The sequence below is a fragment of the Pseudochelatococcus lubricantis genome (genome assembly GCF_042432495.1).
GTDB classification, from domain to species: Bacteria; Pseudomonadota; Alphaproteobacteria; order Rhizobiales; family Beijerinckiaceae; genus Pseudochelatococcus; species Pseudochelatococcus lubricantis.
Genome location: NZ_JBHLXC010000007.1, coordinates 283,600 through 304,385 on the forward strand (window position 1 = coordinate 283,600; position 20,786 = coordinate 304,385).

The 20,786-nt window shown below is 68.0% G+C and carries 18 protein-coding genes; 4 read left to right on the top strand and 14 right to left on the bottom strand.

Annotated features, from left to right (window positions below; genetic code table 11):
• The first annotated feature begins 49 nt into the window (after positions 1-49).
• The 3 genes from ACFFJ7_RS14825 (at position 50) to ACFFJ7_RS14835 (ending at position 4,478) form a co-directional block, all read left to right on the top strand.
• A complete protein-coding gene (locus ACFFJ7_RS14825) occupies positions 50-1,597 on the top strand; it encodes a helicase HerA-like domain-containing protein (protein WP_377593330.1) in 1,548 nt (515 codons plus the stop codon).
• A 30-nt stretch (positions 1,598-1,627) separates the two neighbouring features.
• Entirely contained in the window at positions 1,628-3,010 is a 1,383-nt protein-coding gene (locus ACFFJ7_RS14830; protein WP_377593332.1) for a dipeptidase, read from the top strand.
• A 112-nt stretch (positions 3,011-3,122) separates the two neighbouring features.
• A complete protein-coding gene (locus ACFFJ7_RS14835) occupies positions 3,123-4,478 on the top strand; it encodes an esterase-like activity of phytase family protein (RefSeq protein ID WP_377593334.1) in 1,356 nt (451 codons plus the stop codon).
• A 149-nt stretch (positions 4,479-4,627) separates the two neighbouring features.
• On the opposite strand, the gene murJ is transcribed toward ACFFJ7_RS14835, so the two are convergent.
• The 5 genes from murJ to ACFFJ7_RS14860 all read right to left on the bottom strand — a co-directional run bounded on the left by murJ (position 4,628) and on the right by ACFFJ7_RS14860 (position 9,267).
• Positions 4,628-6,160, bottom strand: a complete 1,533-nt coding sequence (gene murJ, locus ACFFJ7_RS14840) for a murein biosynthesis integral membrane protein MurJ (protein ID WP_166951837.1) — start codon at positions 6,158-6,160, stop codon at positions 4,628-4,630.
• 7 nt (positions 6,161-6,167) lie between these two features.
• On the bottom strand, positions 6,168-6,923 hold the full coding sequence (locus tag ACFFJ7_RS14845) for a peptidoglycan-binding domain-containing protein (protein WP_377593337.1): 756 nt from the start codon (positions 6,921-6,923) through the stop codon (positions 6,168-6,170).
• A gap of 174 nt (positions 6,924-7,097) precedes the next feature.
• Positions 7,098-7,457 (bottom strand): response regulator, encoded by a 360-nt coding sequence (locus tag ACFFJ7_RS14850; RefSeq protein ID WP_166951834.1) that lies wholly within the window; start codon positions 7,455-7,457, stop codon positions 7,098-7,100.
• Positions 7,458-7,459: 2 nt separating this feature from the next.
• Entirely contained in the window at positions 7,460-8,002 is a 543-nt protein-coding gene (hpt, locus tag ACFFJ7_RS14855; protein WP_377593339.1) for a hypoxanthine phosphoribosyltransferase, read from the bottom strand.
• Entirely contained in the window at positions 7,999-9,267 is a 1,269-nt protein-coding gene (locus ACFFJ7_RS14860) for a UbiH/UbiF family hydroxylase (protein WP_377593341.1), read from the bottom strand. The genes hpt and ACFFJ7_RS14860 overlap by 4 nt, the downstream gene beginning before the upstream one ends.
• A gap of 208 nt (positions 9,268-9,475) precedes the next feature.
• Here ACFFJ7_RS14860 and ACFFJ7_RS14865 point away from each other — a divergent pair, with 208 nt between their 5' ends.
• On the top strand, positions 9,476-10,447 hold the full coding sequence (locus tag ACFFJ7_RS14865; protein WP_166951828.1) for a quinone oxidoreductase family protein: 972 nt from the start codon (positions 9,476-9,478) through the stop codon (positions 10,445-10,447).
• A gap of 8 nt (positions 10,448-10,455) precedes the next feature.
• Here the strand turns inward: ACFFJ7_RS14865 and ACFFJ7_RS14870 are convergent, their stop codons facing one another.
• The 9 genes from ACFFJ7_RS14870 to ACFFJ7_RS14910 all read right to left on the bottom strand — a co-directional run bounded on the left by ACFFJ7_RS14870 (position 10,456) and on the right by ACFFJ7_RS14910 (position 20,778).
• Entirely contained in the window at positions 10,456-11,529 is a 1,074-nt protein-coding gene (locus ACFFJ7_RS14870; RefSeq protein WP_377593343.1) for a lysylphosphatidylglycerol synthase domain-containing protein, read from the bottom strand.
• Between the two features lie 224 nt (positions 11,530-11,753).
• On the bottom strand, positions 11,754-11,978 hold the full coding sequence (locus ACFFJ7_RS14875; RefSeq protein ID WP_166951824.1) for a hypothetical protein: 225 nt from the start codon (positions 11,976-11,978) through the stop codon (positions 11,754-11,756).
• A gap of 79 nt (positions 11,979-12,057) precedes the next feature.
• Positions 12,058-12,375 carry a hypothetical protein gene (locus tag ACFFJ7_RS14880; RefSeq protein ID WP_166951822.1) on the bottom strand — a complete coding sequence of 106 codons (318 nt, stop codon included), beginning with the start codon at positions 12,373-12,375 and terminating at the stop codon, positions 12,058-12,060.
• Positions 12,376-12,515: 140 nt separating this feature from the next.
• Positions 12,516-14,666: a polyribonucleotide nucleotidyltransferase gene (gene pnp, locus ACFFJ7_RS14885; RefSeq protein WP_377593347.1), complete on the bottom strand. Its 2,151-nt coding sequence runs from the start codon at positions 14,664-14,666 to the stop codon at positions 12,516-12,518.
• 379 nt (positions 14,667-15,045) lie between these two features.
• Positions 15,046-15,315 (bottom strand): 30S ribosomal protein S15, encoded by a 270-nt coding sequence (gene rpsO, locus ACFFJ7_RS14890; protein WP_166951819.1) that lies wholly within the window; start codon positions 15,313-15,315, stop codon positions 15,046-15,048.
• Positions 15,316-15,345: 30 nt separating this feature from the next.
• Positions 15,346-16,422 (bottom strand): tRNA pseudouridine(55) synthase TruB, encoded by a 1,077-nt coding sequence (gene truB / locus ACFFJ7_RS14895; RefSeq protein ID WP_166952547.1) that lies wholly within the window; start codon positions 16,420-16,422, stop codon positions 15,346-15,348.
• Positions 16,397-16,834, bottom strand: a complete 438-nt coding sequence (gene rbfA / locus ACFFJ7_RS14900; protein ID WP_377593350.1) for a 30S ribosome-binding factor RbfA — start codon at positions 16,832-16,834, stop codon at positions 16,397-16,399. The genes truB and rbfA overlap by 26 nt, the downstream gene beginning before the upstream one ends.
• Before the next feature lie 96 nt (positions 16,835-16,930).
• Complete coding sequence (infB, locus tag ACFFJ7_RS14905) at positions 16,931-19,996, bottom strand: translation initiation factor IF-2 (protein WP_377593352.1); 3,066 nt, start codon at positions 19,994-19,996, stop codon at positions 16,931-16,933.
• A gap of 26 nt (positions 19,997-20,022) precedes the next feature.
• Positions 20,023-20,778: an RNA-binding protein gene (locus ACFFJ7_RS14910; RefSeq protein WP_377593355.1), complete on the bottom strand. Its 756-nt coding sequence runs from the start codon at positions 20,776-20,778 to the stop codon at positions 20,023-20,025.
• Between the last annotated feature and the right edge of the window lie 8 nt (positions 20,779-20,786).

Consider the following 20,786-nt stretch of genomic DNA (forward strand, 5'->3'; position numbering starts at 1 on the left):
CGTTGTGCAGGTTCTCCGGCAAGGTTTTTTGACGAGAGGTTTTTTCCGGATGGCAAATGAAGGCATCTTTGTCGGCAAAAGCGACAAGCCGGAAACGTTGCTGCTGAAGCGCGCCAACCGGCACGGCCTCGTGACGGGCGCCACCGGCACCGGCAAGACGGTGACGCTGCAGGTGCTGGTGGAAGGTTTTTCCAACGCCGGCGTGCCGGTGTTCGCCTCCGACATCAAGGGTGACCTTTCCGGCCTCGCGGCGCCGGGCGACGGCGCGGCGCCCTTCATCAAGCGGGCCGAGGAAATCGGCGTCGAATACGTGCCTGACCGCTTCCCCGTCACCTTCTGGGACGTGTTCGGCGAGCAGGGCCATCCGGTGCGCGCCACCATCTCCGACATGGGGCCGCTGCTGCTCTCGCGCCTGCTCGATCTCAACGAGACGCAGGAGGGAATCCTCAACATCGCCTTCCGCGTCGCCGACGAGCAGGGCCTGCTGCTGCTCGATCTCAAGGACCTGCGCGCGCTCCTCACGCATATCGGGGAAAACGCACCGCAGCTCTCCATCGAGTACGGCAACATCGCGCGCCAGTCCGTGGGCTCCATCCAGAGGCGTCTGCTCGTGCTGGAGAACCAGAACGCGGAAAAGTTCTTCGGCGAGCCCGCGCTGGAGATCGGCGATCTCATCCGCACCGACCGCGACGGGCGCGGCGTCATCAACATCCTGGCCGCCGACCGGCTCATGAACAGCCCGCGCGTCTACGCCACATTCCTGCTGTGGCTCCTGTCGGAACTCTTCGAGCAGCTGCCCGAGGTCGGTGATCCCGACAAGCCGGTGCTGGTGTTCTTCTTCGACGAGGCGCATCTGCTGTTCGACGGCGCGCCCAAGGCCCTGCTGGAGGCGGTGGAGCGCGTGGTGCGCCTCATCCGCTCCAAGGGCGTGGGCGTCTATTTCGTGACGCAGAACCCGCTCGATATCCCCGACGCCGTGCTCGGCCAGCTGGGCAACCGCGTGCAGCACGCGCTGCGCGCCTTCACCCCGCGCGACCAGCGGGCGGTCAAGGCGGCGGCGGAGACCTTCCGGCAGAATCCGGCCTTCGACACGCAGAAGGCGATCACGGAACTCGGCGTCGGTGAGGCGCTTGTCTCGCTGCTCGACGCGAAAGGCGCGCCGGAGATCGTCACGCGCACGCTGATCGCCCCGCCATCGGCGCGTGTGGGGCCGTTGACGGCGGCGGAGCGCGCCGCCGCGATCGCCGCAAGTCCCCTGCGCGGCCGGTACGACGCCGCCATCGACCGCGAGTCGGCCTACGAGGTGCTCACCAGCCGCGCCCGGGGCGCGGCGGAGGCCACCAATGCGCCGCAGGCGGAGGCGGGTGTGCTCGGCGGCATCGGCGATTTCCTGGGCTCGATCTTCGGCACCTCGCGCCCGCGCGGTGAGCGGCTGACGACGGGGCAAGCAATTGCCCGCGACGTGACCCGCAGCGTCACGGACAGGGTGCTCGGACAGCTCGCGGCCGATGTCGGCCGCTCCATCGGCGGGCAGACGGGCAGCAGCATCGGCCGCGCCATCGTGCGCGGCACGCTGGGCGGCATCCTGCGGCGCTGAACGTATCGGATTTCTGGAAGGACGCTTAACATGTCGCAGCTCGACGCTGTTCTTGCCCATATCGACGAAAACCTCGACGCCTCGCTGGAGCGCCTGTTCGCGTTCCTGCGAATTGCCTCCATCTCCACCGATCCGGCCCACCGGGACGAGTGCCGCCGCGCGGCGGAATACGTGCGCGCCGAACTCGCCGGGCTCGGCTTCCGGGCCGACGTGCACCCCACCCCCGGCCATCCCGTCGTGCTCGGCGCGCAGGACGGCGCCTCCGACACGCGCGTGCTGTTCTACGGCCACTACGACGTGCAGCCCGTCGATCCGCTGGAACTGTGGGACAGCCAGCCCTTCGAGCCGCGGATCGAGACCCTGCCGGATGGCGGCAAGATCATCCGCGCGCGCGGCGCCGCCGACGACAAGGGGCAGATTCTCACCTTTCTGGAGGCCGTGCGCGCGTGGAAGGCGGTCACCGGCACGTTGCCTGTCGGCGTCTCCGTGCTGATCGAGGGCGAGGAGGAGGTGGGCTCGGTCAACCTGCCGGCCTTCGTCGACGCCAGCCTGCCGAAGCTGCGGGCGGATGTCGTGCTCGTGTGCGACACGAACCAGTGGGATCCGGAGACACCTGCCATCACCACTGGCCTGCGCGGCCTCGTCCACGACGAGATCGTCGTCCGCACGGCCGATCGCGATCTGCATTCGGGCCTGTTCGGCGGTGCCGCGCAGAACGCCATCCACGTGCTCGCCGGCATCATCGCCGCGCTGCGCGACAAGGAAGGGCGCATCACCATCCCCGGTTTCTACGAAGGCGTGCCCGAGGTGCCGGAGGAGGTGCGTGCCGAATGGCGGCAGCTCGGCCTCGACGCGGACACCTTCCTCGGTCCAGTGGGGCTCTCAGTGCCGGCGGGTGAGAAGGACCGCGACGTGATCGAGCAGATCCAGTCCCGTCCGGCCTTCGACATCAACGGCATCATCGGCGGCTATACGGGCGAGGGATCGAAGACCGTCATCCCCGCCGAGGCGCGCGCCAAGATCACCTTCCGTCTCGTGGGCGACCAGAACCCCGTCAGCGTGCGTGACTCCTTCCGCGCTCACGTGCGCGAACTCATCCCCGCCGACGCCTCGGTGACCTTCGGCTCCGGTGATGGCGCACCCGCCGTTTCCGTGCCGCTCGACAGCCCCTGGCTGGCGAAGGCGGCGAAGGCGCTCGCGGACGAATGGGGCAAGGCGCCGGTCACCATCGGCGGCGGCGGCTCCATCCCGATCATCGCCACCCTGCGGAGCAATCTTCGGGCCGAGCCGCTGCTGATCGGATTCGGACTCGACGATGACCGGATTCATTCGCCGAACGAGAAATATGCGTTGAAAAGCTTCCACAAGGGTGCGCGCTCGTGGGCGCGTGTCCTGCAAGAGCTTGCAAAATAACGCTCTTTATCCGGCGAATTGAACGTCACCTTTCTGTCTCCGAACCTTTAACACGAAGACATGAAAGGGGCCGATCAAGAACCCCTGTCATCCACTACAACAGGGGTTTTCGATGCGTATTCCCTCTTCCGTTTTCAGCGCCCTGCTGTTCTCGGCGCTCGTCGCTTCGCCGGCCATGGCTGAGCAGGAGTTCACCGCGACCCTGAAGGGCCATGCCGCGCTGCCGGCGCTCACCATCATCGATGCGCCGGCCGATGCGCCGGCCGACCTGCGCGTTGCCGGCAAGTACGCCACCGGCAAGGCGACCCGCGTCGACGAACCCGAGAGCGTCGAGGGCATCAACGACGGCCGCCCCACCGGCATCAAGTTCCCCTTCAAGGGCCAGGCCGTGCAGGGCCATTCCGGCATCAAGGCCGACCGTGACGGCACCTTCTGGGTCATCACCGACAACGGCATGGGCAACAAGGCCAATTCGCCGGACAACATGCTCTTCATCCACCACTACGCCATCGACTGGAAGGCGAACGCGGTCAACCGGCTCAGCACCACCTTCCTGCACGATCCCGACAAGAAGGTTCCGTTCCGCATCGCCGAGGAAGGCACCGAGAAGCGCTATCTCACGGGTTCCGACTTCGACCTCGAGTCCTTCCAGCTCATCGGCGACAAGATCTGGTTCGGCGAGGAGTTCGGCCCCTACCTGATCCGCACCGACCGCGACGGCAAGGTCGAGGCCGTGATCGAGACGGAAGTCGCGGGCAAGGTCGTCCGTTCGCCCGACCATTACAACATCAAGACGCCGGGCGCGCCGGGCAAGGTGGACTTCGAAGTGCGCCGCTCGAAGGGCTTCGAGGGCATGGCTTCCTCGCCGGACGGCAAGTTCCTCTATCCGCTGCTCGAAGGCGCGCTGTGGGATGCCGCGACGAACGCCACCGAGAAGGACAACGGCAAGGAATACCTGCGTATTCTTGAATTCGATGTGGCCAATCAGAAGTGGACCGGCCGCTTCTGGAAGTTCCCGCTTGAGGAGAACGGCCACTCCATCGGCGACTTCAACATGGTCGACGCCACCCACGGCCTCATCATCGAGCGCGACGACACCGAAGGCACCGCGAGCAAGGCCTGCCCGGCCGGCGAGAAGCGCAAGGATTGCTTCGCTACCCCCGCCAAGTTCAAGCGCGTCTACAAGATCGAGCTGACCGACGAGAACGCTGGCAAGGACGCCCGCAAGATCGGCTACATCGACCTGATGAAGATCCAGGATCCGGACAAGGTCGCCATCAAGGGCGAGAAGAACGGCACGCTGGACTTCCCCTTCTTCACCATCGAGAACGTCGACGTCGTGGACGCCACGCACATCATCGTCGGCAACGACAACAACCTGCCGTTCTCCGCCAGCCGCGATCCCAACAAGGCCGACGACAACGAGTTCATCCTGCTCGAAGTCAAGGACTTCCTCGCCGCCAAGTGATTTCTTGTCAATTGGTGTTTGATTTCTTGTCACCTGGCGTTCGCGCATACGCATTCAGGCCCCGGCAGATCCTGCCGGGGTTTTTTGTTATTTGCCGGTTGTGTATTGGCAGGTCGGCCGGTGTTTGACGAACGTAACTTCCGGATGCCTCAGCGCCTGCGCAGCGGGATCGGCACGCGCAGCGCCTTCAGCCCGCCGAGCAACGTCGCGCCATAGACCAGCGCACCCACGCCCGCGACGATGGCGAGGTGGATGATGGCCTGCAGACGCGGCAGGGTGACGATCCACGGCTCCGCGAATTGCTGCGCGGCATAGGCGGCCACGGCCAACGCAACGCAGGCCACGGCGACGGCGACGAGCGTGCGCCCCAGCGCGCCATCGGGCGCGGTCCATTGCTTGCGGATCGCGAGGATGTACAGCAGCCCGCCGTTCACCCACGCGCCGACCGCCGTCGCGAGCGCGAGGCCGGGCGCACCCATGTCGCCCGCGAGCGCGATCTTGAGAGCGACATTCACCGCGATGCCGATCAGCGATGCCACGGCCGGCGTCGCCGTGTCGAGCCTCGCGCGGAAGCTCGCGACCAGTGCGGGAATCGCCACGATGGCCGGCAGGCCGAAGGCATATGCCGCGAGCACGGCGCCGGCGGCCTGCGCGTCCGCCGCCGTGAAGGCTCCGCGCCCGAACAGGGCGGACATGATGAGGTCCGGCACGATCAGGAAGGCCACCATGCACGGCGCGCCGAGCGCCAGCGCCAGCATCAGCGTGCGGTTCTGCGCGGCGTGCGCGGCGGCGTCCCGGTTCGCGGCGATCAGACGGCTCATCTCCGGCAGCACCACCGTGCCGGCCGCCAGCGCGATAACACCGATGGGAAGCTGGTAGAGTCGGTCGGCATAATAGATGGAGGAGACAGCGCCGGTGGGCAGCAGCGAGGCGATGATCGTGTCGGCGAACAGCGCGATCTGTACGCCGGCCGAACCGATCACCGCCGGTCCGAGCGCCTTCAGGAAGGTGCGCATGTCGTCGTCGAGCCGCGGGCGGGCGAGGCGGGGCGCGATGCCGGCGCGGTGCGCGTCGCCGTAGACGAGCGCAAGCTCCAGCACGCCCGCCGCCGCCACGCCCCAGGCGGCGGCATGCGCGGCGGAGGGGAACAGGAAGGCGAGCGCCAGTGCGGCGACGATGGCGACATTCAGCAGGATCGGCGCGCCCGCCGCCGCCGCGAAGCGCTCCACGCCGTTCAGCACGCCCGACACCAGCGTCACCAGCGTGATGAAGAACAGGTAAGGGAAGGTGATGCGCGTCAGCGTCACCGCGAGCGCGAATTTCTCTGGATCGGCGGCGAAGCCGGGTGCGAGCAGCGTCACCACCTGCGGCATGAAGGTGAGTGCGATGCCCAGCACCAGCGTCTGGACGATCAGCATCGTCGTCCAGACATTGTCGGCGAAGCGGCGCGCCGCCGCCACGCCCGCCGCTTCGTGCAGGCGCGTGAAGGCGGGGATGAACGCGGCGTTGAACGCGCCCTCGCTGAAGATGGCCCGGAAATGATTGGGCAGCCGCAAGGCGACGAAGAACGCATCCGCGATCAGGCCCGCGCCCAGAACGGCAGCTGTCGCCAGATCGCGGAACAGTCCGGTGACGCGCGACAGCAGCGTGAAACCGCTGACGGAGATGAAGTGCTTCAGCATCGGTATCTCAGTCCAGCGCCGTGCCCGCGGCCACAGCCAGCGCCCTGCGCATGCCCGTGGTTGCCGGATCGCCCGTCTGCGGCAACCCTTCCAGCTTCTCGAACGCCATGATCGCCTGCCGCGTGGCGGGACCCATCAGCCCGTCTGCCGTGATGGCGTAGCCTAGCTTGACGAGCGCCTTCTGCACACCGAGCACGCCCGCTGGTTTCGCCTCGCGCGGCGGCGCGCCCGTGGCGAGGAGGTGCGCGATGGCGTCGTCCGAGGTCGGCGCCGCGACGGCGGGTGCGGCGGCCGCTGCTTCGTTCCGCCGCGGCGGCTGCGGCTGCACGGCCGCCTCCGCCGTGCCGGTCGGGCGCGGCGCGGGGGGGCGGGGCGCCTGCGCGGAAGGCCGGGCGGCGGAAGCAGGCTTGGGCGCGGGTTGCGCGGGCGCATCGGCCCTGTTCTCACCGAAAAGCGGCGAGGGGTGCGTGCCTTCCTGCAGGAAGGCGGCATTGACGATGATCGACACGGCCAGCACAGCTCCCGTCAGGCCACCGCCGAGCGCCGCCGGATAGCGCCTGAACGCGCCGACGACAGCCGAGGCCGCGAGCCCCGAAATGTCGCGCAGGAACGCCGTCAGCACAGGGGGTTCCGGCGCGGTGGCGCGTGGCGCGCGGCGCTCGTCCGGAGCGCGGGAAACAGGTGTCGCCGGTCCTCGCACGCGCTTGGGCGCGGGCGCGCGCCTGACGGCGTCGAAATCTGAACGGGCGAGAGCTTCACGCACGGGTCTGATCGTTTCCTCTGCCGGGCGGGCTGCCAACCGGTGGCGGGTCCGCGAACGGGATAATTCCAACACGGCAATTATGGCATGGCAGGCTTAAGCGAACGCTAAAGGCTCCGCCAAAGCAGGTGTGCGGGTGCCTTTCCGCACATGCGGGCTGGCGTCTGCCCGGCATCTTCAGCCCAGCGCCTGCGCGACATGGGCGCGCAGCTCGCCGAGCGTAAATGGTTTCAGCAGGATGCCGGCGAGATTCGTGAGACCCTGCGCGCGTTCGTGCTGGTCGGAGTAGCCGGTCATGATCAGGATCACGAGGTCCGGCCACTGGGCCGCCGCTTCCTGCGCCAGCGCGATGCCGTCCATCAGGGGCATGCGCACGTCGGTGAGCAGCAGGTCGAACGCACCGCGCGCCGCCGTCAGCGTGTCGAGTCCCTCCGCGCCGTCGCCGGCGGTTTCGACGTCATGGCCGTCGAGCTCCAGCCCGCGCTTCAGAAAGCCGCGCACGCTCGCCTCGTCGTCCACAAGCAGGATGCGCGCCATGGTCAGGTTTCGCTCTTTTCGATAACGCCGATATACGGCAATTGCCTGAAGGAATGGGCGGCGTCCATGCCGTAGCCGACGACAAAGAGATCGGGGCAGGTGAAGCCGACGAAATCGGGGTGGATGGCGGTGGCGCGCTTGTTCGGCTTTTCCAGCAGCACGGCGGACAGCACCCGCCGCGCGCCGCGCGCCACCAGCAGATCCTTGGCGAAGGCCAGCGTGCGGCCCGATTCGAGGATGTCGTCGAGCAGCAGGACATCGCGCCCCACGACGTCGCTATCGATATCCTTGACGATCGTGACGGTGCCCGAAGACACCAGCCCGTCCTTGTAGCTGGAGAGCTGGATGAACTCCACCTGCGGCGCCAGTCCGGCGCGGTGGAGGGCGCGGATGAGATCGGCCGCGAACATGAAGCTGCCCTTCAGCACGGCGACGACCAGCAGGTGACGCGGCTGTATCGCCGCGATGTCGCGTGCGATCTCTTCGTTGCGGGCGGCGATCTCTGCTTCGCCGAACAGGGGCCTGATGCGCACAGACTGGTTCATGCGTGATTCCGATGTTGATCCGGCATCGGGGATACCATTTCGGCGCCGCCCGCTCCAGCCCCCTCGCGTGCGGGACGCCGCATCTGTCGCGGCGTGTTGAGGCCGGGCGTCAGGCCCTCGCGCATCACGGCGCGCCGCAGAGGCCCGATCAGGCCCAGCGTCAGCAGGCCCGCGCCCCGCAGCAGGTCCGCCGGCAGCATATCGGCGAGCAGCGTGCGGTTCAGCAGGTCGATGGCATTGGTGCGCAGCGCCGTATCCACCCTGCGTCCGCGCCCGAAGCGCTCCAGCACGCGCGCCGCGCCGATGTCGACGCCGTTCGCGCGCGCGTCCACGACAGCGTCGTGCAGTGCCGCGCCGTCACGCAGGCCAAGGTTCAGCCCCTGCGCGCCGATGGGCGGGAAGACGTGCGCGGCCTCGCCGACCAGTGCCAGCCGCCGCGCCGTGAGCGCCGTCGGGCTCATGCCCGACAGGGGCACCGCGCCGCGCGGCCCTGCGACCCGCATGGCACCGAGCAGGCTTTGCGCCTGTTCCTCGACCGCGCGCGCGAAGGAGTCGTCGTCGAGCGCCGCGAGGAGTTCGGCGTCCTGCGGGCGGTTGACCCATACGAGGCTCGACACCCGTCCCGGCAACGGCACCAGTGTGAACGGCCCGGCGCGCGTGTGGAACTCCATGGAGGCGCCGCCGTGGTCGCGCGCATGCGCGAGGATGGCGGTGACCGCCGTCTGCGGATAGGCCCATGTCCGCGTGCCGATCCCCGCTGCGCGGCGCAGCGGCGAATGGCGGCCCTCAGCCCCCACCGCGAGGCGGGCGCCGATTCGCCGTCCGTCCTCCAGCGTGACGGTGGCAGCCTCCTCCATGGCAGCGAAGCCAGCCACCCGGGCGGGCAGGAGCGTGAGGTTTTCGCGCGCCGCCGCAGCCTCCGCCAGATGGGCGACGAGCCTGACGTTCTCGACATTGTGGCCGAAGGCGTCGAGGCCGATCTCGCGCGACGAGAAGCTGACCGGCGGCGGGCGGAACAGGCTGCCGGTGGCGTCCACGATGCGCATATGCGTCATCGGCGCGGCGTCGGGGGCGATGCGCTCCCACACGCCGATAGCCGTCAGGAAGCGTACCGAACCGTCGAGCAGCGCCACGGTGCGCCCGTCCCGCGGCGCGCCCGCCTCGCCGACCAGGGCGGTGGCGAATCCCTCTCCCGCCAGCGCGATGGCCGTAGCCATGCCGGCGGGCCCCGCGCCCGCGACGATGATGTCGAAATCCGCCGCCATGTGTCGTCTCCGTGCTCGTTCGCCGGCTGTGGCCGCATTCTCCGAAATCTGCATAACCTCTGGATGCACGCCGGGCAAACATTTGCGTCAATACAGCTTGCCGCATCCGCAAGCCGAAATGGCTGGCATACGGACGGCCCCGGGCTTACTCTCGACGCGCAAGCTATAAAATCTGTCGTTTCAGCGACCTGAATGAAGGAGTAGCGCCTTGAACGCCATCGTCGTCCATGCTTACGGGGGACCGGAGGTCCTGTCGTTCGAAACCGTTCCCGTCCGCCAGCCGGGTCCCGGCGAGGTGCTCGTCGCCAACAAGGCGGTGGGGGTGAACTATATCGATACCTACTTCCGCTCCGGCGTCTACAAGGCGCCGCAACTGCCCTTCGTGCTGGGCAACGAGGCGGCGGGCGAGATCGAGGCAGTCGGGGAGGGCGTCGACGAGTTCGTTCCTGGCGACCGCGTTGCCTACACCCACACGCTCGGCGCCTATGCCGAGCGCACGGTGGTGCCGGCGAAGAGCGTCGTGAAGCTCCCGGGCTCCATCGGCTTCGAGACGGCGGCGGGCAGCCTGCTCAAGGGCCTGACGGCGGAATATCTGCTGCACCGCACCTTCAAGGTCGAGCCCGGCCATACCATCCTGATCCATGCGGCGGCGGGCGGCGTCGGCCTCATCCTCACCCAGTGGGCGAAGCTGATCGGCGCCACGGTCATCGGCACGGCCGGCTCGCCGGAAAAGGTGGAGCTGGCCCGCGCCAACGGCGCTGACCATGTCATCGACTACACGAAGGAGGATTTCGTCGCCCGCGTGCGTGAGATCACGGAGGGCAGGGGCGTCGACGTCGTCTACGACGGCGTGGGCAAGGCCACGTTCCCGGCCTCCCTCGACACGCTCCGGCCGCTGGGGCTGTTCGTCAGCTTCGGCAATGCCTCGGGCGTGATCGAGGCGTTCGACATCCTGCTGCTCAGCCAGAAAGGCTCGCTCTACGCCACGCGGCCGACGCTCAACGTCTATACGGCGCACCGCGAGACGTTGCTCGAACAGGCGGAGAACCTCTTCGGAGTGATCGGCGGCGGCAAGGTGAACATCGCCGTGAACGCCCGCTTTCCCTTGCGGGAGGCCGCTGACGCGCATCGGGCGCTGGCGAGCCGCAAGACCACCGGCGCGACCGTCCTGCTGCCGTGAGATGCCGCTCAGGAGGTCCGCGTGCGCGCGGACTTCCTGTTTAAGCGCGACCAGCCGCCGTGCAGCGCGAGCAGAATCAGCGCCAGCACGAAGGGGATGAGATAGTAGAACAGGCGGAACAGTAGCACCGCGCCCAGCACACCCTCGCGCGAGAGTTGCGAAAGGGCGATCAGCATGGTGGCCTCGAACACGCCGAGCCCGCCCGGCGAATGGCTTACGATGCCCAGCATGCAGGCGAGCACGTAGATCGCCAGAAACGTCTCGAAGCTGATGCCGTGGCCGCCGGGCAGCAGCACGAACAGCACGGCGGCGCTCGCGCAGACATCGCCCGCGCCGAGCAGCGTCTGCCCCAGCGACAGGCGGAAGCCCGGCAGGTCCAGCCGCCAGCCGCGCACGATCACGGCGCGCCGCTTCAGTGACACCCAGACGAAGTAGCCAATGAGCACCGCCAGCACGCCCGCGCCCGTGAGCTGAATGACGGACGGGCGCAGATAGAGGAGGCCGCTCAGCGCCGGCGCCTCGCGGAGCAGGCTCCACGCCAGCACGCAGCCCATGCCGAGCCAGAAGGTGATGCCGGCGATGACGGTGAGCGAGGCGATCTTCCACGCCTTCAGGCCCTTGGGCGAATAGATCCAGTACCGCACGGTGCCGGACGTCACCACGGGAAAGCCGAGCGTGAAGCTCACCGCGTAGCTCGTGAAGGAGGCGAGCGCCGTGATGTGATAGGCGATGCGCTCGCCCAGCTGCCGCAACGCGAGGAAATCGTAGCCCGTCAGCAGGCTGTAGCTGATGACCGTGAACAGGGCCGCGAGACCGATCTGGCGCAGGCTGGCGGACGCCAGCGCATCGCGAAGCTGCGCCGCGTCCACCTCGTGTGCCAGATGCCACAGGGCGACGAGGGCGGCGAGGAAGATGGCCGCGCTGAGCAGCGCACCCAGCATCTGCCAGCGCTGCCGGCGGCGGATCATCGCCTGCACCCGCTCGCGCCGGCGTTGCGAGTCGGAGACGGCGTTATCCGGCCGGGCGTCGGCGGAAACCGGACCGGCGGCGCCGGACGTCGATTCGGGAAACTGCGGATTCATTCGTGTCCCACCTGCGAGTCGCTGCCGGCAGGCGAAGCTGCTGGCACCATTGAGGTCGTCGCGTACCGGACAGGATCAACGCGGCAATCCGGTGGCGGGCGCGCATCCCGATGCGAAACCCGCGTTTGCGCCTGCTGTAGCACAGGCGAAGGGCAGTTTAGAACAAGACTCGTGATTGGCGCACAGCATTCGGAAAGAGAGGCCGGGAGGCCGGAAAAGCGGGGTTACGCCCGCGGATCGTCGTCCGCCGGGCCATAGCCGATGCGGGGCCGTCCACCGCCGCGCCGGTCGAGCGCGAGGTCGATCACGGTCTCGACGCGCAGCAGCCGCCGGTCGATGTCGACGACATGGTTGGCGAGCTTCTCGACCTTTTCGCCCTGCTGCCTGACCCGCTCCTCGATCAGGATGATGGAGCGGATCGCCGCCATCGCATCGCGCAACGTGCTCATGACATGCTCCTGGAGCGCTTTCCGGGTGGATGGAATCGTCTGGCCGATCGGAATACGCTGACAGACTCCGGATCGGCGCTCAGGCGGCGGTCTGTTCCGCCGCGGCTTTCTTTTCGGCGAAATAGGCGAGCGCGGTATCGAGCGCCGCCTCGGTGCGGTCGAGCTGGGCAAGCGTCGCCGCGCGCGAGGTGTGCAGCGCCTCCAGCAGCAGCGCCAGCTCCTGCTCTTCCTCCTCGCGCTTCTGCCGCGCGCCGGCCGCGGCCGGATCGAAGTTCTGCAGGCTGCGGCGCACGTATTCGGCCGTGGACACGCCGATTTCCCGCGCGCGCGCCTCCACCCGCTGCTTGTCCTGCGACGAGATGGGGACGATCAGCCGTTCGGATGCGAGAACGCTCATGACAGCCTCCTGACGATATTGCCTATGATCATGTTCATGTATAACTAGGATCGGCGCGTCCGGATTGCAAGCAGCAAAAAACCCCCGGCGCAGGAGCGGCGGGGGTTTTCGGTTTCATGCCGCGGGCAGGCGAGGCGGGATCAGTCGTCCTTGCCGCCGTTCTTGTCGTCCTCGGCCTTCTGCTTGGCTTCAAGGTCCTCGCCGGTTTCCTGGTCGACGGCCTTCATCGACAGGCGCACCTTGCCGCGATCGTCGAAGCCGAGCAGCTTCACCTTGACCTTCTGGCCTTCCTTGACGACGTCCGTCACCTTGGCCACGCGCGTGGCGGCGAGCTGCGAGATGTGGACGAGGCCATCGCGGGCACCGAAGAAGTTCACGAAGGCGCCGAACTCTGCCGTCTTGACGACGGTGCCCTCATAGATGGCGTTCAGTTCCGGCTCGGCCGCGATGGAGCGGATCCAGTTGATCGCCGCCGTGATCGACTTGGTGTCGGACGAGGCGATCTTGACCGTGCCGTCGTCGGCGATGTCGATCTTGGCGCCGGTCTTCTCCACGATCTCGCGGATGACCTTGCCGCCCGAGCCGATCACCTCGCGGATCTTGTCCTGCGGGATCTTCAGCGTCTCGATGCGCGGCGCGTATTCGCCGAGTTCGTTACGGGCGGAGGCGAGCGCCTTCGCCATCTCGCCGAGGATGTGGACGCGGCCGCCGCGCGCCTGGTCGAGCGCGACACGCATGATCTCCTCGGTGATGCCGGCGATCTTGATGTCCATCTGCAGGGCGGTGATGCCCGCTTCCGTGCCCGCGACCTTGAAGTCCATGTCGCCGAGGTGGTCCTCGTCGCCGAGGATGTCGGACAGCACCGCGTAACGCTCACCCTCAAGGATGAGGCCCATGGCGATGCCGGCGACCGGGCGGCGCAGCGGCACGCCGGCGTCCATCAGCGCGAGCGACGTGCCGCAGACGGTGGCCATCGAGGAAGAACCGTTCGATTCGGTGATCTCCGAGACCGCGCGCAGCGTGTAGGGGAACTCATGGTGCGGCGGCAGCAGCGGATGGACCGCGCGCCAGGCGAGCTTGCCGTGGCCGATCTCGCGCCGGCCGGGCGAGCCGATGCGGCCCGTCTCGCCCACCGAGAAGGGCGGAAAGTTGTAGTGCAGCAGGAAGGTTTGCTTGCGGGTGCCTTCCAGCGAGTCGATGAGCTGCTCGTCGTCGCCGGTGCCGAGCGTCGCCACCACCAGCGCCTGCGTCTCGCCGCGCGTGAACAGCGCCGAGCCGTGGGTGCGCGGCAGGAAGCCGACCTGCGCCAGAATCGGGCGCACGGTCTTGACGTCGCGGCCATCGATGCGGATGCCCGTGTCGAGGATGTTCCAGCGGACGATCTTCGCCTGCACTTCCTTGAACACGGCCTTGACGAGTTCGGTGTCGAAACGCGGGTTCTCGCCCCCGGTGAGGGCGGTGAGCACCTTGGCCTTCGCGGCGTCGACGGCGCCATAGCGCTGCTGCTTGTCGACGATCTGGTAGGCGGCGCGCAGCTCCTGCTCGGCGATTTCGAGCACGGCGTTCTCGATCTCGGACAGGTCCCGGGAGGCGAGTTCGCGCGGCTCCTTGGCGGCCTTTTCCGCCAGGCGGATGATTGCGTCGATCACCGGCTGGAAAGCCTTGTGGCCGAACGTGACGGCGCCGAGCATGACCTCCTCGGACAGCTCCTTCGCCTCCGATTCGACCATCAGAACCGCGTCGGCGGTGCCAGAGACCACGAGGTCGAGTTCGGTGTCCTCGCGCTGCGCCAGCGTCGGGTTGAGGGTGTATTCGCCCTTGGAATAGGCGACGCGCGCGGCGCCGATCGGCCCCATGAAGGGAACGCCGGAGAGCGTGAGCGCGGCGGATGCCGCCACCATCGACAGGACGTCCGGATCGTTCTCAAGGTCATGCGTCAGCACGGTGACGATGATCTGCGTATCGTTGCGCCAGCCGTCGACGATGAGGGGGCGGATCGGACGGTCGATGAGGCGGGAGACGAGCGTCTCATGCTCGCTCGGGCGCCCCTCGCGCTTGAAATAGCCGCCGGGGATGCGGCCGGCCGCGTAGGCCTTTTCCTGATAGTTGACGGTGAGCGGCAGGAAGTCCACGCCGGGCTTGACGTCCTTCGCGGCGACGACCGTCGCAAGCACTGTCGTCTCGCCGAGGGTGGCGAGCACGGCACCGTCAGCCTGGCGGGCGATCCGGCCCGTCTCAAGGGTCAGCTTCGTGCCGCCCCAGACGATTTCCTCTCGTTGAATATCGAACATGTCTTTCTCTCTTGCTTTGTCGCATCGCGCGACACGGTTCCGGGCGCCTGACCGCGGATCGGCCCTGCGCCCTCGGTCGGAACGCCATGAGCAAGACGGCAGGGGGCTTCATCCATCCCGGTCCGGACATCGGATTGTCCCGAAAGCGGTATCCGCTTGTCGATCCGATGCCCCGAAGCACCCTGCGATCCTGCCATGGCCGTCTTCCGGCTGAATTGCAACGCCCCTAGCAGACAGGCATTGCGTGAAAATTGTGCGACCGTCGTTCGCGGCCTTCTTATACAAAACGCCCGGGACGCAAGCCGCGCCCCGGGTGTTCAGGTCGTCATCCCACTTGAGACAAACGCGATAACGCCCTGACGCCGGGTCGTCGCACCGCTCAGCGGCGGATGCCGAGGCTGCCGATCAGCGTGCGGTAGCGCCCCTCGTCCTTGCCCTTCACGTAGTCCAGCAGCTTGCGGCGCTGGGACACGAGCTTGAGAAGGCCGCGGCGCGAATGGTTGTCCTTGGCGTGCGTCTTGAAGTGCTCCGTCAGGTTGGAAATGCGTTCGGTCAGAATGGCGACCTGCACTTCCGGCGAGCCGGTATCGTTCGGCACGCGGGCATATTCCTTGAGAAGCTCCTGCTTGCGCTCGGGAGTAATCGACATCGGGTTATCCTTTCGAAATCTGTGGGCGCGTCAGTGCGCGCCGCTGAGGTTGAACACGCGGCGGGCAACGATCTCTCCCGCTTCCAGATCCGCCACGGCGACGAGTCGTCCCTGGCAGGTCACGGCAAGCGGGCCCTTGATGATCGGTGCGTCCCGTCCGCGCAGGAGTACGGTCTGGCCCCTTGCGAGCCTGACCGCGTCCGCCCTGTTGACGGCCAGCGCCGGGATGTCGTCCAGCGCGGTCTCAACGGGCAGAAGGACTTGCGGCAAAATTGCCTGGTCGATCTGATGATCGCCGTCCGGCTTATGACTCAATTCCTCCAGTCTCGCCAGCGAAATCGTGCGATCGAGCCGAAATGGCCCCACGCGCGTGCGGCGCAGGGCGCTGACATGGCCGTAGCAGCCGAGCGCCTGGCCAAGATCGCGCGCGATGGCGCGCACATAGGTGCCCTTGCCGCATTCGGCTTCCAGCATGCTGGTGTCACCCGTGTGCTCCGTCAGCGTCAGCCGGTCGATGACGACCGGGCGCGCCTCAAGTTCCACCACCTCGCCCTCGCGCGCCAGATCGTAGGCACGCTCGCCCTCGATCTTGATGGCGGAAAAGCGTGGCGGCACCTGCATCAGTTCGCCGGTGAAGCGGGGCAGCATGGCTTCCACGGCGGCGCGGTCCGGCCGCAGGTCGCTCCGGCGTGTGATCTCGCCTTCCGTATCGTCGGTGTTGGTTTCCGCGCCCCAGCTCACAGTGAACGAATAGGCTTTGCGCCCGTCCATCACGTAGGGCACCGTCTTCGTCGCCTCACCGAGCGCGATCGGCAGGATGCCCGAGGCCAGCGGGTCCAACGTGCCGGCATGGCCCGCCTTGCGCGCGTTGAAGAGACGCTTGATCACGGCCACCGCGTGGGTCGATGTCATGCCGACGGGCTTGTCGAGGATGAGCCAGCCGTTGACGTCGCGCTTGCGCCCGCGCGATTCGCTGCCCGCCCGGCGCGGCTGGCCGCGCTGCGCTCGCCCGGCTGCCTGCCTCGACGGAGCGTCGCCGGCGGCCGTGCCACCCTCGCCGCCCGGTGCTGTCTGCTCGTCCTCAGCGGTCATGGTCGCCGTCGTCATCGTCTCTGCGGTCCTCCTGGTCGATAGATTCTTCGACAACCCGGCTGGCGCGGAGCAGGCTATCGATGTGGCTGGCCTCGTCGAATGATTCGTCGAGGCGGAAGCGGATGTCCGGCGCGTAACGCAGGTTGATGCGCTGCGCGACCTCGGTGCGGATGAGGCGGCGGTTGCGCTCCAGCGCCGCGAGCACCGGCTTCGAATCCTTGCCGCCCAGCGGAATGATATAGGCCGTGGCGAGCCGCAGGTCAGGCGACATGCGCACCTCGGGCACCGTGATGACATGGGAGGCGAGCACGTCGTCATGGACCTCGCCACGCATCAGGATTTCCGCAAGCGCATGACGCACGAGTTCGCCCACGCGCAAACCGCGCTGGCTGGGGCCGGAGCCCGCATCGAATTTCCTTCGGGACATTTATTTCTTATCCCCCGGGGTCGGACCGGGGCCTTTCCATTTTTCGTAACGATATCAGCAATGAAGGAGGGGGAATGCCCCCTCCGGATCGGTCTGTCACAGCGTCCGGCGGATTTCCTCGACGGTGTAGCATTCGATGATGTCGCCCACGCGCATGTCCTGATAGCTCTCGAAGGACATGCCGCACTCCTGGCCGGCCACGACTTCCTTCGCGTCGTCCTTGAAGCGCTTGAGCTGCGACAGCTTGCCTTCGTGGATAACGACGTTGTCGCGGATGAGGCGCACATGCGCGCCCCTCTGCACCACGCCGTCGGTGACGAGGCAGCCGGCCACCTTGCCGACCTTGGAGACGTTGAAGATCTCCCGGATTTCGGCATTGCCGAGGGTGTGCTCGCGCAGCGTCGGCGCCAGCATGCCCGACATCGCCGCCTTCACGTCATCCACGAGGTTGTAGATGATGTTGTAGTAGCGGATTTCGATGCCGGCCCGCTCGGCCGATTCGCGCGCTTCCTTGTTGGCGCGCACGTTGAAGCCGATGACCACCGCGCCGGAGGCTTCCGCCAGCGTGATATCCGATTCGGTGATGCCGCCGACGCCGGAATGGATGATGCGCGCCGCGACTTCTTCGTTGCCCGCCTTCTCCAGCATGCCGACGATGGCCTCCGCCGAGCCCTGCACATCCGCCTTGACGACGAGCGCGAACTCCTTGCGGCCCGCGCCCTCCTTGAGGTCGCGCATCATGTCGGCGAGCGAGCGCGCCGCGCCCGCGCCGCGCACGGCCGCAAGGTCGCGCTTCTGACGGATGCGGTAGCCGGTGATCTCGCGCGCCCGCGCCTCCGACTCGACCACGGCCACGCGGTCGCCCGCCTCGGGCGTGCCGTTGAAGCCCAGGACCTCGGCGGGAACGGACGGACCGGCTTCCCTGATCTGCGCGCCCGTGTCGGCGATCAGCGCGCGCACGCGGCCCCATTCGGCGCCGGCGACCACGATGTCGCCAACCCGGAGCGTGCCGCGCTGCACGAGGACGGTGGCCACCGGGCCGCGCCCGCGATCGAGCTTGGCCTCGATGACCGTGCCTTCCGCCGAATGGCCGGCGTTAGCCCTCAGCTCCAGGATTTCCGCCTGAAGCTGCAGGCCTTCCAGCAGCTTGTCGAGATTGGTGCCGACCTTGGCCGAAACCTCGAACTCGAGCGTCTCGCCGCCCATCGACTCGACCACGACGCCGTGCTGGAGCAGTTCCGTGCGCACGCGCTGCGGATTGGCATCCGGCTTGTCGATCTTGTTGATCGCGACGATCATCGGCACCTGCGCCGCATTGGCATGGTTGATGGCCTCGATCGTCTGCGGCATCACGCCGTCGTCCGCCGCCACGACCAGCACCACGATGTCCGTGACCTTCGCGCCGCGCGCGCGCATCGCGGTGAAGGCGGCGTGGCCGGGGGTGTCGATGAAGGTGATCTTGCCGCCGAGCGGCGAGGTCACCTGATAGGCGCCGATGTGCTGTGTGATGCCACCGGCCTCGCCGGAAACCACGTTCGCGTGGCGGATGGCATCGAGCAGCGACGTCTTGCCGTGGTCGACGTGACCCATGATGGTGATCACCGGCGGACGCGGCTCCAGATCGCCCTCGTCGTCGGGCCGCGCATCGAAAAGGCCTTCCTCGACGTCCGATTCGGCGACGCGCTTGACGGCGTGGCCCAGTTCCTCGGCGATGAGCTGCGCGGTGTCGGCGTCGATCACGTCGGTGATCTTGTGCATCTCGCCCTGCTTCATCAGCAGGCGAATCACGTCGACCCCGCGCTCGGCCATGCGCAGCGCAAGCTCCTGGATCGTGATCGTCTCGGGAATGATCACCTCACGGCTGATCTTTTCCTTCGGCTCGACGATCTGTTGGCCACGCATGCGCTGCTGGCGGCGGCGATAGGCAGCGACCGAGTGCGTGCGCTCGCCGTCATCGCCGGCTGTCGCGGCCGCGACCGTCAGACGCCCGCGGCGCTTTTCCTCGCCAGCGCCCTTGGCCGGGGGCAGGGCGGGGCGGGGCGCGGCGCCCGCGCCGGGACGGCGCCCCGCACGCGCTCCTTCGCTTTCATCCGTATTCGCAACGGCGCGGCTGCGCGCGGGCGTCGCGGTTGCCGGCGCGCCCGTTGTGGTACGACGGGGCGCGGCCTGTTCCGCCGCCGGCGTGGAAGCCGTTGCGCCTGCAGCCTTCTCGGCCCGTTCGGGCGCACGCGCGGCGCGTGGTGCCCCGGCCGCCTGGCCGGCGTCCGCGCCGAGACGACGGCGCGCTTCCTCTTCCGAGCGGCGCTTGAGTTCCTCTTCCTGCCGCCGGCGCTCTTCTTCCTCGCGCTTGCGCGCCTCGGCCGCCTCGCGCTCGATCTTCTCGCGCGCTTCGCGTTCGGCCCGCAGCTTCGCTTCCTCAACGGCGCGGCGGCGCTCCTCCTCCTCGCGCTTCCTCGCCTCGGCGAGTGCGTGGAGACGTGCGTCCCGCTCGTCATCGGTCAGCGTGCGCAGCACGACGCCGGAGCCGCCGCGCTGGCCGCCCGCGCGGCCACCGGGGCGTCCGCCGCCGGCACGTCCGCCGGGACCCTGGCCGGGCCGCCCCTGCGGCGCCGGAGGCGTGCGAACGGGCGCAGCCGGAGCAACGCGCGAAGGCGCCGCAGGCCGCGCGGCCTGTGCCGGCACAGCCGCAGGCGCTTCCTTCGGCGCGGGAGCCTTCACAACCGGCGCGGCAGTGGGGGCAGCCGGCGCTGCCGCAGCCGGAGCAACGGAAACAGGCGCGGATTCAGCGGGAGCTGCGGCGGCAGGAGTAGGAGCCGGTGCAGCGGGGGCGGGTGTCGGCGCCGGCTGGGCAACGGGCTTCTCCGGCGCCGCCGCGGCGACAGGCTGGCTCGGCGCGGGCGCAACGGCGGGCGCCGCCGGCGCAGGTGCTGCAGCGGGAGCCGGTTTCACGGCAGGCGCGGGGGCAGCCGGCGTGGGGGGGGCTTCCTTAGCCTCGGCGGGTGCGATCACCCGGCGCTTCACCTTCTCCACCACCACGGCCTTGGTCCGCCCGTGTGAGAAACTCTGGCGCACGACGCCCTGTTCGACAGGGCGCTTCAGCGTCAGCGTCTTCGAGGGCGTCACGCTCAGCGTCTTGTCGTTCGGGTTCTTCGTATCTGTCATTCCGTCGGTGTCCTGCGCCTTCGCGTTCATTCTTGCCCCATGATCGCCTCGCCGGCCGGCTCTCCGCCCGACGCGCCCCCGGTTTGGGGCGTCACCGATGTGGCGGGAGCCTCGTGCCGAGGCGTCGAAAAACCTGTCATGCAATAACGGGCCAGTCTGTGCCAGCGCGTCATAAAACCGTCGCTTCCCGATCCGGCGACAAGAGCTGCATGTATCACATGTGTGCGCCCCAAAGCCAAATCCAAATGCGATCCCTCAAAACAATCAATGATCGGAATAGTATCCGATCGTTCATTGTGGCCGCGATGCAACGCCTGTGCCAGCTTGCGCCGGCCATCGGGCGCGGCCTCCCGTGCGTGGAGGAGCGCCGCGATCGACGTCCTGCCGTCCGGGTTCGCCGCGAGTGCCTCGACCTTGCCGAAGCCGGTCACTGCCGCGCCCGCCTTGTTGGCGAGCGACAGCGCCTGCAGCACGTCGCGGCACAGCAGCCCCTCGACGTCGTCGGCCAGTGTCGGCGAGGCCTTCACCCCCGCCTTCAGCGATCGCGCGAACGTCTTGCGGCGCACGGCCTCGGAAACGGCTTCCCGTGTCGCTTCGATCCAGACGCCGCGTCCCGGCAGGCGGGCGCGGATGTCCGGCACCACCGACCCGTCAGGCCCGGCGACGAAGCGAATCATCGCCTCCTTCGCCATCGGCCGGCGTGACAGTGCGCAAGTCCTGCTGTCTTCTTCCCTGCGGCTGCTGTCCTCGCGCGCGGGCAAGTCTCCTTCGGACGTTGGCAAACCTGTCT

Bases quoted from the DNA above. Each gene is read 5' to 3' on its own strand.
- ACFFJ7_RS14860 (WP_377593341.1), bottom strand. From the start codon at position 9,267: ATGGCGGCGGATTTCGACATCATCGTCGCGGGCGCGGGGCCCGCCGGC.
- ACFFJ7_RS14875 (WP_166951824.1), bottom strand. From the start codon at position 11,978: ATGAGCACGTTGCGCGATGCGATGGCGGCGATCCGCTCCATCATCCTG.
- ACFFJ7_RS14825 (WP_377593330.1), top strand. From the start codon at position 50: ATGGCAAATGAAGGCATCTTTGTCGGCAAAAGCGACAAGCCGGAAACG.
- pnp (WP_377593347.1), bottom strand. From the start codon at position 14,666: ATGTTCGATATTCAACGAGAGGAAATCGTCTGGGGCGGCACGAAGCTG.
- ACFFJ7_RS14850 (WP_166951834.1), bottom strand. From the start codon at position 7,457: ATGGCGCGCATCCTGCTTGTGGACGACGAGGCGAGCGTGCGCGGCTTT.
- rpsO (WP_166951819.1), bottom strand. From the start codon at position 15,315: ATGTCGATTACTCCCGAGCGCAAGCAGGAGCTTCTCAAGGAATATGCC.
- ACFFJ7_RS14880 (WP_166951822.1), bottom strand. From the start codon at position 12,375: ATGAGCGTTCTCGCATCCGAACGGCTGATCGTCCCCATCTCGTCGCAG.
- truB (WP_166952547.1), bottom strand. From the start codon at position 16,422: ATGACGACGGCGACCATGACCGCTGAGGACGAGCAGACAGCACCGGGC.
- infB (WP_377593352.1), bottom strand. From the start codon at position 19,996: ATGACAGATACGAAGAACCCGAACGACAAGACGCTGAGCGTGACGCCC.
- murJ (WP_166951837.1), bottom strand. From the start codon at position 6,160: ATGCTGAAGCACTTCATCTCCGTCAGCGGTTTCACGCTGCTGTCGCGC.
- ACFFJ7_RS14830 (WP_377593332.1), top strand. From the start codon at position 1,628: ATGTCGCAGCTCGACGCTGTTCTTGCCCATATCGACGAAAACCTCGAC.
- ACFFJ7_RS14870 (WP_377593343.1), bottom strand. From the start codon at position 11,529: ATGAATCCGCAGTTTCCCGAATCGACGTCCGGCGCCGCCGGTCCGGTT.
- hpt (WP_377593339.1), bottom strand. From the start codon at position 8,002: ATGAACCAGTCTGTGCGCATCAGGCCCCTGTTCGGCGAAGCAGAGATC.
- ACFFJ7_RS14835 (WP_377593334.1), top strand. From the start codon at position 3,123: ATGCGTATTCCCTCTTCCGTTTTCAGCGCCCTGCTGTTCTCGGCGCTC.
- rbfA (WP_377593350.1), bottom strand. From the start codon at position 16,834: ATGTCCCGAAGGAAATTCGATGCGGGCTCCGGCCCCAGCCAGCGCGGT.